Here is a 15,602-nt window from a genome sequence, read left to right on the forward strand (position 1 = left end):
GTGTTTTTTTGTAAAAAAATAGCATCTAACATTTCTGTTAAATGCTATTCTAACCCGACTAATCAAGTCCTTCCCCAAGAAGTCCCAGCCCCTTGCGATCCGCAAGACTCTGTGCGCCTTCTTTGACTTCCTCCTTCGAATAATCGTGCTCTTCAAGAAATTCCTCCGGAAGTTCATTCAGATAATCGTAAAATCCGAGTGCTACTTCAAATGTGCCCTCTTCATCTCTTTCTAATTCTTCATACAAGCGATTTTCCGCTTCATTGATTTTTCCTGCATCGACCAGCGCAATCAGCCGGGCATATAAACTGTCCGTTGCTGTATGACGATCCTCTTCCTTATATTCATAGGTCGCGGTGTTTTTCCCAAATAAAATTTTTGCAAGCATGCGGGTCATGTCACGTACCTGCCGCATAATAATATCATTCTCGTATGCCATGATTGTTGATTTCCTTTCTTTTTTGCTGTTGTGTTTCCGGTTATTGTGCCTTTTTAGTAGCTGTATATTTTTTCAGAAAACAGCACCTTTTCTATCGCTATATCTTTTGGGCTATTATAAGTTTCCTGTAATTATAAAATTCACGATGTTTGTGCTGGCAAATGGCAAATATGTTTTTTGCTGGTTGATTATGTCCTGCTTTTACTGGCTGGTGGGACTTTTTGCAACACTTTTTCTGCATATGTCCTGCTCTTGCTACCTCGAGGGACTTTTCGCGCCACTTTTCCTACATATGTCCCACACCCCTCATATTCTTGAAAACCCGGCTTTGATAACCACACTTATTCACTCTTTCTCATCTTATTATACACACTCTCTATATATTATCAATCGTCCTGCATACTTTGACCTATATATTTATACTGTTGTCCCAATCATATAGAAAAAACACTTTTAATCTTTACAAAAAAATATGAACCCCCCTATTTATGTGAAGCCCAGCAAAAGAAATTTTTTTGCAAAAACCGATACAGTTCCTCATCGCTCCGTATATTTACCCGTTCTGCCCGCAGATACTCCGGCAGACTGTTTTCCTCCGGATACATCCCACAAATATCCACTCCGATCACATCATATTCCGTAACCAGCGTTTTTAATATCTGTTCCAGCATTCCCATTGACATTTTTCCCTGGTCCCAGTTTGTCACTGCATATTTTTCGTCCAGCACATCCTTGTCGATGGAAATATAAACAGGAACTTCATCCGGCAGTTCTTTTATTTTTTCATGTGCTTTTCCGTTTTTTAATTCCTCGTAACTGATTTCAACAAGCTTTCCATCTGTCTCCTGCTGCCTGGCTCCAGACTGTAACTTATCAAGCACTTTCTTCTCCTGCCCGATCAAAACCAGCCTTTGCAGATACGGATTTTCCTGCAATACCTTTTTCGCCCAGTTTCCGCAACTTAAGATATCTCCGCCCAGACTTGCATCCTGCATATCCGTGTGATGGTCAATTAACACCAGCGTAAACGGCTCCTTGATAAAATCCGTCATAATTTTGGAAATATAATGATAATCCCCCGAATCTATAAAATGAATTCCGGATACTCCGGCCGGCGCAATCAGCGCTTTTATTTTTTCTTCCGCATCTCTGCTGCAATACAGACGGCTGCCTCCGATCGCACTGCAGTCATGCCACTTTAGTCCCGGTTCTTTTCGCTTTGGATAACATTGTGTAAAATCAAAGATCATGTTTCGGTTTTTCAAACTTTCATCCTCCCTTTTTCACAGGCGATTGCAAAACACATGTGGCACATGCGCATTCTTTGCAATCGCCTGCGATATATTATAAGAAAAAGGGGACAGCCTCTCGACTGTCCCCCTTCTGAATAATTAGCCTTCAATAGAAATATACTTCTTTTCTTCTACCTTCGGTGCTTCCTCTTTCTTTGGAACTTCCAGTGTCAGAACACCGTTTTCAAATTTTGCCTTCACGTCATCCTGCGTTACTGCATCGCCGACATAAAAGCTTCGGCTGCAGCTTCCGCTGTAACGTTCCTTGCGGATGTACTTGCCATCCTTATCCTTCTCATCGTTATTCTTACTGGTGGTTGCGGTTACGGTTAAATAACCATCCTTTACCTCACCTTTGATATCTTCCTTCTGGTATCCCGGAAGATTCATGGTTACTTTGTATCCTTTATCTGTCTCAGACACATCTGTCTGCATTGTTCCGTTTGATTTGTATGGGAAACCACCAAAGAAATCATTCATAAAATCGTTACCAAAAATACTAGGCATTAACATAAGTCATCTCTCCTTCCAAATCTTAATCATCTATTTTATTATCAAAGTTTCAAGAGATTATTCATTTCTCTCAACCTCTTTTCCCTTTGTTCATGATATGTTATACCACCGTTTTTAGCACTCATCAAGTAGGACTGCTAACAATTTTTGTGAAGATTTTGTGAATTTTCTAAATTATTCTGAAAATTATATTATTTTAGCAGAAAGAGCCATCGTTTTCAAAGCTCATTTTCATGTAAAATATGCTGCATTTATGTTACATTATATAAATATATGAAAAAAATAAAAAATGCTGTAACAAAACACCGTATTTTTACATCAATAAATGTAACCCATATAAATTCCAGAAAAAAGGAGGTCGCACATGCAGGATATGGACGCAGTCTACCGTCAGCATTTTCGCATGGTGTATCAGTACCTGATGTCACTGACGCACCAGCCGGATGTTGCGGAAGAACTGGCACAGGAAACTTTCTGCCAGGCTGTCAGCAGTATCCACCGCTATGACGGAAGCTGCAAGATCACTACATGGCTTTGTGCCATTGCCAAAAATCAATATCTGTCCTATCTGCGAAAGCACCCACTGCACGAGGATCTGACAGACACCGAAGCGGAACTTCCGCACACACCGTCTGCAGAGCAGGAGGCGCTTTCCTCCGCCGGAAAAATGGAATTGCTGCAATGCCTGCACCAGTTTCAGGAACCTTACCGGGAAGTGATCTATCTGCGGGTATTTGGAAATCTCTCGTTCCGGGAAATCGGACAAATTATGGGACAGAGTGAAAACTGGGCGCGCGTGATGTTTTATCGCGGCAAGGAGCGCCTGCGAAAGGAGCTGAACAAACATGAAAAATGATTTGACCTGTGAGGTCGTACAGGATCTGCTGCCAAGCTATGTCGATCACCTGACGAGTGACGTCACAAATACGGCGATCGAAACACATATCCGGGAGTGTGCCGACTGTCGCCGGATACTTTCCGATATGCAGACTCCGGAACCCGTGCCGGCAGAAACGGCAACGGATGCTTCAACTATCGACTTTCTAAAAAAGAACAACAAAAGGAACAAACGCCGGATTCTTGCCGCCATCCTGATCGTGACACTGTTGCTCGGCAGCATCTGGGGATATCGGACGTATTTCTACCCTGCACCGTTGAAAAATACCGCACTGATCGACTATGCGGTTACCGTAAAAGACAATAAAACCATTCAGATTAAAGGATCTTTAACCGATCAGACACTTGGTGTTGCCGGAATCGACTACTCCTGTGATCCGGATCACCCGGAAACCGTCACAATCAATGTCAGAACCAACCGCATATCGGCAGCCGGGCACAATACATTTTCCGATAAAAAGACAGAAACCCATGCCGTAAAAAAAGTATATGTGAACGATCAGATTGCCTGGGAGGACGGCACCTCTATTCTGCCGAAAGCGGCACAGATTTATGCCACGATCCATCCATACATCGGTGATATGTCTGCCAATGAAAAAACACTTGCGGCACTTGGCATCTCCAATGTATTTTCGATTGCAAACTTCAAACTGCAGACCACAGAAACCCCTTACGGCTGGACCATATATCTGGATGACGCATTTACAAAAAAACAACAGACCACAGTTGAAAAAACCATGAGAAACTATGCCATGGTCATTCTCGCCTGCACCAAAAATCTGGGAAGTGTAACGTTTTCCTACACATTGGATGGAAAAACGACAGATTTTACTTATACGAAAGAACAGGGAGAAAATGAATTTCTTGGCACCTGTAACTACTTCCGCAGTTCTGCCACAGAGTTTCAGACACTGCTTGCAAAAACCGGCATCTTAAGCGATCCCGTCTTTTCCAGACTGTCCGGAAACCAGGGATACCGCCTGACGGAGCAGCTCAACAATGTTCCGGATACAGAAATTACCGGGACGATTCAAAACGAAAAACAAAATATTATTAAGCAATATGAAAGTTATCTGCCGACCAACAGCTGGTCGCCGGGATCAATCAGCAAATCATTTTCTTCCGAAAAAGATGCACTCGCTTATATCGGATACAAAAATCTGCGGTCATTTGCCCTCCCACAGAAAGCAGACAGCATTTCCGTCAACGCAACCGCGGATAAAAAAGGAAACATCTGCTACATCTCGCTTTCCGAACTATACAGTTGTGCAGACGGACAGATCAATGTGACGACCGCCGCCGATCTCTATACAGAATCATCCAACATCGGTTCCTATATCGATATGGACTATCCATCGTATGAGGAAACGCCGGATGCCGTATCTACCAACGAACTGTACACCACGGCTTCCGGCGATACCTGGCAACTGATTACGACCACCTCTCAGGGTGATAATTTCAATGATTCCATAGACGCTTACCGGACCGAAGACACGATTTTATATGGCATTCACATCGGTTACCCGTCGAACCTGAAAGAAAGCGCACAGGCAGAACTGAAAAAAATTTTAGAAAACGGCATCGGCCAGAACTAAGGGATTTATAAAAAATTAGGAAACCTTTTTCAAAAAGGTATTGAGCCAGAAGAAAATGTTCATTATAATCCATTATAAAACAATAAGGTGAATACCCCGGCCGTATCCGGGAGAAAGGAAACATCCCATCCAGTCTGACTGGATGGGATGAACATTGATAAACATGAAATGGATGATAGCATCTGATATCCACGGCTCAGCATACTACTGCAGACAGCTGTTAAATGCATACAACCGGGAACAGGCCGACCGTCTGCTGCTCCTTGGCGATCTTTTATACCACGGTCCGCGCAATGACCTGCCGGAAGAATATGATCCAAAACAGGTGATTGAACTGCTCAACGCCAAAAAACAACATATTCTCTGTGTCCGGGGCAACTGCGATGCCGAAGTCGACCAGATGGTACTCCAATTTCCCATTATGGCAGATTACTGCGCCATTGCAGACGGTGATACGCTGATTTATGCCACCCACGGCCACACGTATAATGAACAGAACCTGCCTCCACTGCATCGCGGGGACATTCTGCTGCACGGACATACCCACGTCCCGGCATGCGTCCCACACGACACATATACCTGCATGAATCCCGGATCTGTTGCTATTCCAAAAGCCGGAAGCTGGCACGGCTACATGATTATGGAAAATGGCCGTTTCCAGTGGAAAACAATGACTAACGAAGTTAAAATAGAGTTTGTGGACGGAAAACGCATTCTCTAAACAAACTCTTTTACGGAAGCATAGATGCCTTCTGCATTCAGACCATACTTCTCAAGCAGTGCCACTGCCGGACCGGACTCGCCGAAGCAGTCCTGTACACCGATGTTCTTTACCGGTGTCGGTGCCTTTCTCGAAAGTGTCTCGCATACGGCGGAACCGAGTCCTCCGATGACGGAGTGTTCCTCAACGGTCACGACTTTCCCGCATTCTTTTGCTGCGGCAACGACAAGATCCTCATCAAGCGGCTTGATCGTATGGATGTTGATCACTTTTGCATCAATGCCGTCTGCTGCAAGTTTTTCTGCGGTTGCGAGCGACTCGGACACACATAAACCGGTCGCAATGATTGCCACATCTTTGCCTTCCCGCAAGGTCACACCTTTGCCGATCTCAAATTTGTAATCCGGACGGTCATTGATGATCGGAACTGCCAGACGGCCAAAACGCATGTAAACCGGGCCTTCGTGTTCATATGCGGCTTTTACTGCAGCTTTTGCTTCGATATCATCACTCGGATTTAAGATGACCATGCCCGGGATGGTGCGCATGAGTGCAATATCCTCATTACACTGGTGCGTTGCACCGTCTTCACCGACGGAAATTCCGGCATGGGTTGCACCGATTTTTACATTCAGGTGCGGATAACCGACAGAGTTTCGCACCTGCTCGAATGCACGTCCTGCTGCAAACATGGCAAACGAACTTGCAAACGGAACTTTACCGGTTGCGGCAAGGCCTGCTGCAATGCCGATCATGTTACATTCTGCGATACCACAGTCAATGTGGCGCTCCGGAAATTCCTTTTTGAAGATTGCAGTCTGTGTTGCCGCTGCAAGATCTGCGTCTAAAACATATACATCATCATGCTCCTTTGCCAGCTCTACGAGAGCGTTTCCGTAGCTGACACGGGTTGCGATTTTTGTTACTTCTGACATAATGCTTCACCTTCTTTCTTCAGGTTTTCCATTGCGATCGCATATTCTTCATCGTTTGGCGCTTTTCCGTGCCATCCTACCTGATTTTCCATGAAAGAGACACCCTTTCCTTTGACCGTATGCGCAATGATTGCGGTCGGCTGTCCCTTGGTGTTTCTTGCCTCTGCAAATGCAGCGGCGATCTGATCCATGTCATTGCCGTCTGCAAGGTCAACCACATGGAAATTGAATGCTTTGAATTTCTCGTTGATCGGGTACGGAGAGCATACCTGATCCACCGGTCCGTCGATCTGCAGTCCGTTGTTATCCACGATCACAACGAGGTTATCCAGTTTGCGGAATCCGGCAAACATGGCAGCTTCCCATACCTGTCCTTCCTGAATCTCTCCATCTCCGAGTAATGTATACACGCGGTAATCATCCCCGGAAAGTTTGGCGGACAATGCCATGCCGACTGCTGCGGAAATTCCCTGTCCTAAGGAACCGCTCGACATATCCACACCCGGAATGTGCTTCATGTCCGGATGTCCCTGCAGATACGAACCGAGGTGACGCAGTGTCTTTAAATCCTCGACCGGGAAATAGCCGCGCAGTGCCAGTGCGGAATACAGTCCCGGTGCAGTATGGCCTTTGGACAGTACAAAACGATCTCTGTCCGGTTTCTTCGGATCTTTTGGATCAATATTTAATTCTTCAAAATATAAATAAGTAAAAATATCTGCTGCGGAAAGCGATCCGCCCGGATGTCCGGCTTTGGCTGCATGGACGGCAGTCACAATGCCTTTGCGGACTTCATTTGCCTTCAGCTGAAGCTCCTGTTTGTTCATGTTCGTTCCTCCGTATGCGTGAACATCAGCCCATGAAAATTGCCTGCGGCAATGGGCTGACGCTACATTTCAGATTTTCTTCGAAAATCTGAAATATTACTCCCCAAAAACTGCCTTATAGTCTGCCTGGAATTTTTCGATTCCCTGATCGGTAAGCGGATGCTTTGTCATCTGCTCGATTACCTTGTAAGGGATGGTCGCAATATCGGCACCTGCAAGTGCGCAGTCTGTTACATGGATCGGGTTACGGATGGATGCTGCAATGATCTCTGTGTCATATCCGTAAATATCAAAGATCTCTGCGATCTGGCGGATCAGTTCGATACCCGGCTGGCTGATGTCATCTAATCTGCCAAGGAATGGGGATACATAAGTAGCTCCTGCGTTTGCTGCAAGGATTGCCTGATTTGCGCTGAAAATCAGGGTAACGTTTGTCTTGATGCCCTCGGAAGAAAGTACCTTTACGGCTTTAAGTCCCTCTACGGTCATAGGAATCTTTACAACCATGTTTGGATGGATGGCTGCAATCTCACGTCCCTCTTTGATCATGCCCTCTGCATCTACCGTTGTTGCCTTTACCTCGCCGCTGATCGGTCCGTCAACGATGGATGTAATTTCTTTGATGACTTCTGTAAAATCTCTTCCCTCTTTTGCGATCAGGGATGGGTTTGTGGTAACTCCACAGATAACCCCCATATCATTTGCTTTCTTAATATCCTCTACATTTGCTGTATCCACGAAAAACTTCATAATAAAATACCTCCATTTTTATTTACGTTTGTTTTTATCTGTCAGCCTTAATATAGCACAGTTCAAAAGCAAACGCAAGTATAAAACAAAAGAGAATAAAAGTTAGTGCAAATAAATAAAAGGCGCGGATACGGTTCTGTGTCTTTTGACAGAAAACGTATCTGTGCCTTTTTATATCAAAACAGCTCTCTTTATGATTGAAACCTTTTATATTCCAAGCACTCCTGCAGCACTGCGCAGTTCCGCTGCTGCCCGCTGCAGCTCAGCCGCCTGCTCTTCGGACACATTTCCCGGCTTTGTACGGCTGACCAGTTTCTTTACATAAGAAAGGCTGCTCTTGATCTGGTGACGCGCACCACTGTCGATGGTCTTTTTCTTCTCTTTATAAGCTACTTCCACCTGACGGATCAACGTGTCGACCTCGCTTCGCGCATCAATATAAGCCTTTCTCTGCCCGTCTGTTGCTTCATATTCCGCGGCTTCTCTTATCGCGCGGTCAATCTCTGCGTCTGACAAATTGGAACTTGCCGTGATTGTGATCTCTTGATGCCGTCCGGTTCCCAGATCCTTTGCGGAAACCTGTACAATACCGTTCGCATCAATATCAAACGTTACCTCTATCTGCGGCACACCCGCCGGTGCCGGTTTAATGCCCCGCAGCTGGAACCGCCCAAGCAGCTTGTTGTCTCTTGCAAACTGACGCTCGCCCTGCAGTACTTTGATATCCACAGATGTCTGGAAATTTCCGGCAGTTGTAAACACTTTACTGAACCGTGTCGGAATCGTGGTATTCCGGTCAATCAGCTTCGTCGAAACACCTCCTACCGTCTCAATGGAAAGCGAAAGTGGTGTGACATCCATCAGGATAATCTCTGCCGCCTGTGATCCTGACATCAGCGCACCGCCAAGTTTTCCACCCTGCACAGCCGCTCCCAGTGCCACACATTCATCCGGGTTTAAATTGCGTGAAGGTTCTTTTCCTGTCAGTCTGCGCACTTCCTCGAATACCGCCGGTACACGGGTAGAACCACCTACCAGAAGTACCATGCCCAGATCCGCTGCCGTAATTCCCGCATCCGAAAGTGCCTGCTGCACCGGACCTGCCGTGCGCTCAATGAGATCCATCGTCAGTTCCTCAAATTTTGCACGCGTCAGAGTCATTTCCATATGCTTTGGCTCACCCTTTACGGTCGCAATAAACGGCAGGTTGATGCCCGTTGTGGAAGAGGAGGACAATACCTTTTTGGCCTTTTCCGCCTCCTCACGCACACGCTGCATAGCCGTCGCATCTTTCCGCAGATCCACACGCTCCGTGCGCTGGAATTCCGATACCAGATACTCCGTGATACGCGCATCGAAATCATCCCCACCGAGGTGATTGTCTCCCGCGGTGGCAAGTACTTCGATGAGGTTGTCCCCGATTTCAATAACCGATACGTCAAATGTGCCGCCACCGAGATCATACACCAGAATTTTCTGTGGCTCCCCGTGATCCAGTCCGTATGCCAGTGCCGCAGATGTCGGCTCGTTGATAATCCGAAGGACATTTAATCCGGCAATTTTTCCGGCATCCTTTGTCGCCTGTCGCTGGGAATCACTGAAATATGCCGGTACGGTAATCACCGCATCCGAAACTGTTTCCCCCAGATATTCCTCCGCATCTTTTTTGAGTTTGCGCAGGATCATCGCGGAAATCTCCTGCGGCGTATACTGTTTGCCATCTATTTTTGCCCGGAACGCACTTCCCATCTCACGCTTAATGGAGAAAAATGTCCGGTCTACATTGACAGCTGCCTGTCGTCTGGCAGCATCTCCCACCAGACGCTCTCCGTTTTTGGTAAATGCCACAACCGATGGTGTGGTCCGCGAGCCTTCCGCGTTTGTGATCACAACCGGCTGATCATTTTCCAAAACAGCGACACAGCTGTTTGTCGTTCCCAAATCAATTCCTATTACCTTACCCACGGTCTTTTCCTCCCTGTCTATGTGTATCCACACATCTCTTAATTACAAGAGTAAGTCGGGAAAGCCCCTGCGTCAAGGTTTCCGGCAGATATTTCACTTATTGTTTATACTTTTCATAATTCCTTCTGAATTACCACATCTCCGTGATACATCAAAAAGCGAAGCCCCACGGTCTTTTTCAGATCTCCATGTCCATGGTGTTTCATGTTTCCTGCCACAACTGCAATATTGGCATCTCCCTCTGTATTTGTACGGTCAAATGTAAACAGCGTGGAATTATGGTATTCCACCACCTCCGTATCCACTCCCAGATAATCCGACAATTCCGCACGCGCCCCGATCCGCAGGATATGTCCTCCTGCAATTGCGACACCCCCGTCAATTTCTTTTTTGCTCTGTGGGATTACCACACCGTCGCAGAGTATGATCATTTCTGCATCCATAGATTCGCCTCCTTTTCGACTCTTTTTTCGTTATATAAAAGAAGAGCTTCCTCTTATCCGAGAAAGCTCCTTTGCTAATCACCTGTTCTGTTTACGCCTACTGTAGCAGAAAACGATTGGAAACGCAAGTACACTCCCGTACCTTTTTCATACTACAAAAATACCAACTGCCAATATTCTTCCTGTATACTCTCTGTTCCCGGCAATCTTTGGTGCAAACCTGAGTGCATACTTTTTATCTTTTATTTGTGCAATAGCCTCATCCGGTGTATGATCTATCTTTAATTCCAGAATCATACAATCAGCAGTTTTATCACTTCTGTGTTATGGGCAAATTCAAGTATTTTTTCCATCACCTGAATCCGGTATCTTTTGAAAAAAAGAGCTGATCATGTTCGCCATAATTGTCTTTCCGAATCTGCGTGGTCTGGTGATACAGATATGACGATTTCCCGCACTTACATACGGAAACAGTTCCCTGAGCATAAGTGTTTTATCCACAAAATACGCGCTTATGCACTCACTTTTATACAAAGTATATGGAGTTATGCTGTTCAAATATGTTCCCATAGTGTTGGCTCCTTTTCAACATAATTATCTTTTTCTGTATATTTTATTATACATGATGGCAGATATTTTTACGAGCCAATTACAAAATTTACTGCAACTGAATATGTCCACTCTTCATCCAATATACCTCATCACACAGTGAATACCCAGTCAGTCTCTTCCGGCACTACTTTATGGTATGTGACTGTACATGCTTCTTTTACCTATAACGGAACTTTACAGTAAAAAGAAAGCCGTGATGCATCCTGATATGCACCACGGTTTTTCATACCCGTAAATATCATAAATCTCCGGCATATAATTTTATTGTGTCAGGCACCTCTGATTTCTGTTTACCAATGCCATTTAGCTTCTCTAGCTTAACAGCACTATTCCATTTTTAATCAACGTTTTCTTTCCCCTTATACTCATCCCATTTTCCGCCATATATACAGTCTTCAACATAAGCCATCATGCGGTTATGAAAAAAAGCATAGATCGTTACACCAATGAATCCACCGATGCCTCCAACGAAATAAACCGGTAAATCATATTTTGCCAGGGCAAGTGCAAAAAGCACCCATAAAACATAAACAATGACGATTGTCATAGCATGTTGTTTTAACCATTTTTTCTTAAAGAATTCCTGCTTTTCCTTTAAGCTAAATGTGCTCTCTTTTAGTGTTTCTTTAATGTTCGTTTCTGCCATCTCTTTATATTCTTCCGTGGATAATTTTTTACCACTTAGGAGTTCATTTATGGTCATGCCATACATCGTACTAAGTTCTTCTAACATCTCAACAGACGGCATGTAATTCCCTGTCTCCCAACGTGAGATGGTCTTATTTGTCACTCCCAGTTTTTCTCCTAGCTCAGCTTGTGTTAAGTTGCGTTCCTTACGAAGTTCTGCAAGAAAGCTTCCCATCTTTACCATATCCATTAAAGTGCCTCCATTTATTGTCGTAGCTTTACTCTAACATACAACGTCAAAAATGTATTTACCACAAACAGCGAACCCTCATAAATTCCTTAAAATCAGGCATTCGCTGTTTATGTCCAACAATTTCACACGTGGTTTAGTAAATGAAACTTACCTGGTCAGTTAAAACTGCGTACTTGATAATGTTTTCTTACTGTTTATTGTGTCAGGCACCACATGTTTCAATATTTCTACAACTTTTCGATGTCCGTAACCAGCATATCAACCTCGTCCTCCGTTGTTGCCCAGCTCGTACAGAAACGCTGCGTATCACCTTCGTCTTCAAAATAATACTTTTGCGCAAGCTCCTGCTTCTGCTGCTCCGTCAGAATAACAAACTGCTGGTTGGTAAAGCTCTCCACCGCAAACGGAACACCCTTGTCCTCAAACGCTTTCTTAATCTGCATCGCAAGCGCATCGGCGCGCTTCGCAGCCTCAAAATACTCGCCGCTCTCCAGCATCGTTGCAAACTGCAGTCCCATCAGCCAGCCTTTCGCAAGTACTGCACCATTCTGCTTCATGTAGGCCTTAAAGCGATACTTCAGATCCTGCGCAGTAATAATGAGCGCCTCGCCGAACAAAGCGCCACACTTTGTTCCGCCAATATAAAATACATCCGTCAATTCCGCAAAATCCTTCAAAGTAAGATCATTTTTCTCCGATCCAAGTCCATATCCCATGCGCGCGCCATCCACGAAAAGATACATCCCGTATTGTGCACAGACCTCATGAATATCGTTAAGTTCTTTCTTCGAGTAAAGGGTACCTTTTTCTGTCGGGAAAGACAAATAGACCATCTTCGGTTCGGTCAGATACTCCGGCTCGTCCTGATCGTAATACGCCTTGGCGCAAGCGGCGATCTGCTGCGCGGTAATCTTGCCATCTGTATTCGGAAGTTCCAGAATCTTGTGTCCGGTATTCTCGATGGACGCCGCCTCGTGACAGTTGATATGTCCGGTATCTGCAGCGATCACGCTTTGCACCGAAGATAATGCAGCCGCGATCACGACATAATTCGCCTGCGTGGCTCCCGGAATGAATTTGATCAATGCATCGTCATTATCGACCAGCTTCTTTATGATGGTTTCCGCTTTATTGCACCACTCATCTTCCCCGTATCCGGCGTAACTTGTGCCATTCGTTGCGCCAAGTTCCTTCAATATGGATGCAAATGCTCCATGATTGTAATCGTTGTTAAATCTTATCATTTCTTACACACTCCTAGTAAATTTACTTTTGATCAATTTTCGGCCTGAAGACGCAAAAAGAACATATTTAAATTTCCCACATCCTCAAAACAACTGCGTATATTGTCCGTTGTCTTTGAGAAATCAATCAAAAGATAAGACTTGTATTCATTTTGCCCAAAAGACTCCGCGATCGTTGATTTACCGACTCGTTTGACCCCCTCAAGCAAAGCCGCATATTTATCTGAGTATTTTGCTTTCCATTCTAACAATCTGTCATATACTTTCCGTTTAAAATACATCATTACCTCCCAAATATATCCTTGTTATAACATGAACCGGGCATTTCTTCAAGATTTTAATCAAAAAAAGCGCCCTTGTCTGATATGATACCTCTAAAGTAGACAGATTAAATATTTATTGTGTCAGGCACCTCTGATTTTAGGGGCAGACCCCTTTTATCTCGTAAACGTAAAACAGGGCAGATCAAATATTTCTATCCGATCTGCCCCTATTCTTCCTTTTTCTACTAACACCATATTGCCCCAGCTTAGCCTGTTGCTTTGCAAATTTAACAATAATACGAAATCTCTCCGAATTTTTCAACCACAATAGTTCTATTTCTGCATGCCGCGCTTCAATGATATCCATCATAATTCGTAATTTATGTTCTGGAATTTTTGACACATTATTGGCTGCAATACATCTTCCCTTTTGCGTTATCCATACCTTTGTTCCATTTGGTATAGGAGTCCCCTCCGCAATAGGTATTATCTAGGTTACTGTTCAGACGCAAGCTTGACACTACGCTGTCAAGCTATGCGCCATAGTATTAATTGTTGCTGGTAACACCGTTAGGTGTGAACAGTAACTTATCTAGTTCTTATCAGCCGCCAGTATCTGATCGATCGTCTTCATCAGCTGCTTATATGCCTCGTCATTATCAATACCGCCCATGATCGGCTCTCCGATAATATTTCCGTTACGGTCAAGCACGATTGTAGTCGGGAAGGCCATAATGCCTGTTGCATATTTTCCGGCTTCACTGTTGGAATCAAGGGAAAGATTCGTATATTTTGCACCCTGCTTCTCTAAAATACTCTTAGCTTCAGCAATTCCATCCTCATTTCCGTCAAGAGAATCTGTATTGATACCAATTACCTGTCCGCCTTTTTCCTTCAGCTCCTCATTTAATTTATTCAGTTCCGGAAGCTCCTGTACGCATGGAGAACATCCATTAAACCAAAAATTCAAAACCGTGACCGCATTCTTTGAAATGATGCTGCTGTCCACGTCATTTCCATCCAGATCCTTTGCCTTAAACTCCGGAAATACGCTTGCTCCCTCTTTGCCGGAATCCTTATTTGATGCATTCGCACTCTGCTTCTCAAGAAGTGGCTGAAGCTCATCCTCAAGCTTTTTGATTTCTTCAACATCTTCCTTCAAAGACTTGAGTTCATCATCGGTAAACTTATCCTTAATTTTGTCTAAAGAGTTTGCCAGAAAATCTCCGTAATTCGTAGCTGTCGCATCCTTGACAGTTGATTTGTCAATGCTGTTAAATACCTTCTCCCATAAAGCCTTATGGTTTTCAAGAATACTGTTCTCTTTCTGTGTCAATTCATTAATCTTTGCATCCAGATCTTCTGCTTCCTGCGTTGACATCTGCGACTCTGTTGCTGTATTTTCCTTGTTAGCAGAATTTCCTCACGCACTTACTCCGAGTACCATCGCTGCAATAAGCAGCATCACTGTTAATTTCTTCATTTTATTCTCCTTTATTCATTGTTTGATTTCATTTGCTTTCCTGAACGTTTTTACTCATGGGAAGCTTTCTTGTCGTTCGGTTTCGAATTTCCAAATCCATATTGATAGTGAATTGCTTCCGTCGGGCATTCCTTTATACACATACCACAGCGGATACATTCCGTATGGTTCGGATGCTTTGTGACATCCACGTCCATCTTGCAGGCTCTCTCACATTTGCCGCAGGATACACATTTATCCTCATCCACCTTCATCTGCAGAAAAGATACCTTATTGCAAAGCGCATAGATTGCGCCCAGCGGACATATCCATTTACAGAATGGGCGGTAAAACATAAGGCTTAGGATTACAAAAGTAATAAGTATACCGAATTTCCATGTAAACAGTTTGCCAAGGGCCGCTCTGATACTTGCATTGGCAATCGAAAGCGGAATCGCTCCCTCCAGCACTCCCTGCGGGCAAAGATATTTACAGAAAAACGGATTTCCCATTCCCAGTGAATTTGTCACCAGAAGGGGTAGTAAAATAACAAAAATCAACAACACGCCATATTTTATATAACGAAGCGGCTTAAGCTTTTTCGTTGAAAATTTCTTAAACGGTATCTTATGCAGCAACTCCTGGAACCATCCGAACGGACATAAAAATCCGCACACAAATCGTCCGAGCAAAACGCCGATCAATATAAAAAATCCCGTTATGTAATAAGAAAATTTAAACTTCGAAGAACCGATTACAGCCTG

General features: G+C 44.3%; 18 protein-coding genes. 3 read left to right on the plus strand and 15 right to left on the minus strand.

The features are described from left to right. Positions 1 to 58 precede the first annotated feature (58 nt). The 3 genes from DXD06_RS03555 to DXD06_RS03565 all read right to left on the minus strand — a co-directional run bounded on the left by DXD06_RS03555 (position 59) and on the right by DXD06_RS03565 (position 2,244). Positions 59 to 439, minus strand: a complete 381-nt coding sequence (locus DXD06_RS03555; RefSeq protein ID WP_022045744.1) for a DUF6483 family protein — start codon at positions 437 to 439, stop codon at positions 59 to 61. A 482-nt stretch (positions 440 to 921) separates the two neighbouring features. Beyond that, a complete protein-coding gene (locus DXD06_RS03560) occupies positions 922 to 1,704 on the minus strand; it encodes an arginase family protein (protein WP_117830664.1) in 783 nt (260 codons plus the stop codon). 126 nt (positions 1,705 to 1,830) lie between these two features. Next, the gene (locus DXD06_RS03565; RefSeq protein ID WP_022045741.1) at positions 1,831 to 2,244 is read right to left on the minus strand and encodes an Hsp20/alpha crystallin family protein; all 414 of its coding nucleotides are present in this window, start codon (positions 2,242 to 2,244) and stop codon (positions 1,831 to 1,833) included. Positions 2,245 to 2,608: 364 nt separating this feature from the next. Between DXD06_RS03565 and DXD06_RS03570 the strand changes: the two genes are divergently transcribed. The 3 genes from DXD06_RS03570 (at position 2,609) to yfcE (ending at position 5,457) form a co-directional block, all read left to right on the plus strand. After that, positions 2,609 to 3,100, plus strand: a complete 492-nt coding sequence (locus tag DXD06_RS03570; RefSeq protein ID WP_117830665.1) for an RNA polymerase sigma factor — start codon at positions 2,609 to 2,611, stop codon at positions 3,098 to 3,100. Continuing rightward, the gene (locus DXD06_RS03575; RefSeq protein ID WP_117830666.1) at positions 3,090 to 4,736 is read left to right on the plus strand and encodes a DUF4825 domain-containing protein; all 1,647 of its coding nucleotides are present in this window, start codon (positions 3,090 to 3,092) and stop codon (positions 4,734 to 4,736) included. The genes DXD06_RS03570 and DXD06_RS03575 overlap by 11 nt, the downstream gene beginning before the upstream one ends. Positions 4,737 to 4,899: 163 nt before the next feature. Further along, a complete protein-coding gene (yfcE, locus tag DXD06_RS03580; protein ID WP_117830667.1) occupies positions 4,900 to 5,457 on the plus strand; it encodes a phosphodiesterase in 558 nt (185 codons plus the stop codon). Here yfcE and DXD06_RS03585 read toward each other — a convergent pair. The 12 genes from DXD06_RS03585 to DXD06_RS03640 all read right to left on the minus strand — a co-directional run. Further along, on the minus strand, positions 5,454 to 6,392 hold the full coding sequence (locus tag DXD06_RS03585; RefSeq protein ID WP_117830668.1) for a transketolase family protein: 939 nt from the start codon (positions 6,390 to 6,392) through the stop codon (positions 5,454 to 5,456). The genes yfcE and DXD06_RS03585 overlap by 4 nt on opposite strands. Beyond that, on the minus strand, positions 6,380 to 7,219 hold the full coding sequence (locus tag DXD06_RS03590) for a transketolase (RefSeq protein ID WP_117830669.1): 840 nt from the start codon (positions 7,217 to 7,219) through the stop codon (positions 6,380 to 6,382). Before DXD06_RS03590 ends, DXD06_RS03585 begins: the two co-directional genes overlap by 13 nt. 96 nt (positions 7,220 to 7,315) lie before the next feature. Then, positions 7,316 to 7,969 (minus strand): fructose-6-phosphate aldolase, encoded by a 654-nt coding sequence (gene fsa, locus DXD06_RS03595; protein WP_022045735.1) that lies wholly within the window; start codon positions 7,967 to 7,969, stop codon positions 7,316 to 7,318. Positions 7,970 to 8,176: 207 nt separating this feature from the next. Continuing rightward, the gene (gene dnaK, locus DXD06_RS03600) at positions 8,177 to 9,934 is read right to left on the minus strand and encodes a molecular chaperone DnaK (protein ID WP_117830670.1); all 1,758 of its coding nucleotides are present in this window, start codon (positions 9,932 to 9,934) and stop codon (positions 8,177 to 8,179) included. Between the two features lie 113 nt (positions 9,935 to 10,047). Further along, positions 10,048 to 10,377 carry a hypothetical protein gene (locus tag DXD06_RS03605; RefSeq protein ID WP_022045733.1) on the minus strand — a complete coding sequence of 110 codons (330 nt, stop codon included), beginning with the start codon at positions 10,375 to 10,377 and terminating at the stop codon, positions 10,048 to 10,050. 147 nt (positions 10,378 to 10,524) lie between these two features. Next, entirely contained in the window at positions 10,525 to 10,674 is a 150-nt protein-coding gene (locus DXD06_RS17010) for a hypothetical protein (RefSeq protein ID WP_158569478.1), read from the minus strand. 39 nt (positions 10,675 to 10,713) lie between these two features. After that, positions 10,714 to 10,947: an AAA family ATPase gene (locus tag DXD06_RS03610; protein WP_117830671.1), complete on the minus strand. Its 234-nt coding sequence runs from the start codon at positions 10,945 to 10,947 to the stop codon at positions 10,714 to 10,716. A 379-nt stretch (positions 10,948 to 11,326) separates the two neighbouring features. Beyond that, complete coding sequence (locus tag DXD06_RS03615) at positions 11,327 to 11,866, minus strand: helix-turn-helix transcriptional regulator (protein ID WP_117830672.1); 540 nt, start codon at positions 11,864 to 11,866, stop codon at positions 11,327 to 11,329. A gap of 230 nt (positions 11,867 to 12,096) precedes the next feature. Continuing rightward, positions 12,097 to 13,113, minus strand: coding sequence for a threonine aldolase family protein (locus tag DXD06_RS03620; RefSeq protein WP_117830673.1), 1,017 nt, complete (start codon positions 13,111 to 13,113; stop codon positions 12,097 to 12,099). Positions 13,114 to 13,145: 32 nt separating this feature from the next. Beyond that, positions 13,146 to 13,394 carry an AAA family ATPase gene (locus DXD06_RS17400; RefSeq protein ID WP_243000844.1) on the minus strand — a complete coding sequence of 83 codons (249 nt, stop codon included), beginning with the start codon at positions 13,392 to 13,394 and terminating at the stop codon, positions 13,146 to 13,148. Between the two features lie 574 nt (positions 13,395 to 13,968). Continuing rightward, complete coding sequence (locus DXD06_RS03635; RefSeq protein WP_117830675.1) at positions 13,969 to 14,757, minus strand: peroxiredoxin family protein; 789 nt, start codon at positions 14,755 to 14,757, stop codon at positions 13,969 to 13,971. A gap of 152 nt (positions 14,758 to 14,909) precedes the next feature. Continuing rightward, the coding region (locus tag DXD06_RS03640) for a 4Fe-4S binding protein (protein WP_117830676.1) at positions 14,910 to 15,602 on the minus strand (693 nt) is incomplete at its 5' end.

The sequence above is a fragment of the Roseburia sp. TF10-5 genome, assembly GCF_003462365.1.
Taxonomy (GTDB): Bacteria; Bacillota; Clostridia; order Lachnospirales; family Lachnospiraceae; genus Roseburia; species Roseburia faecis.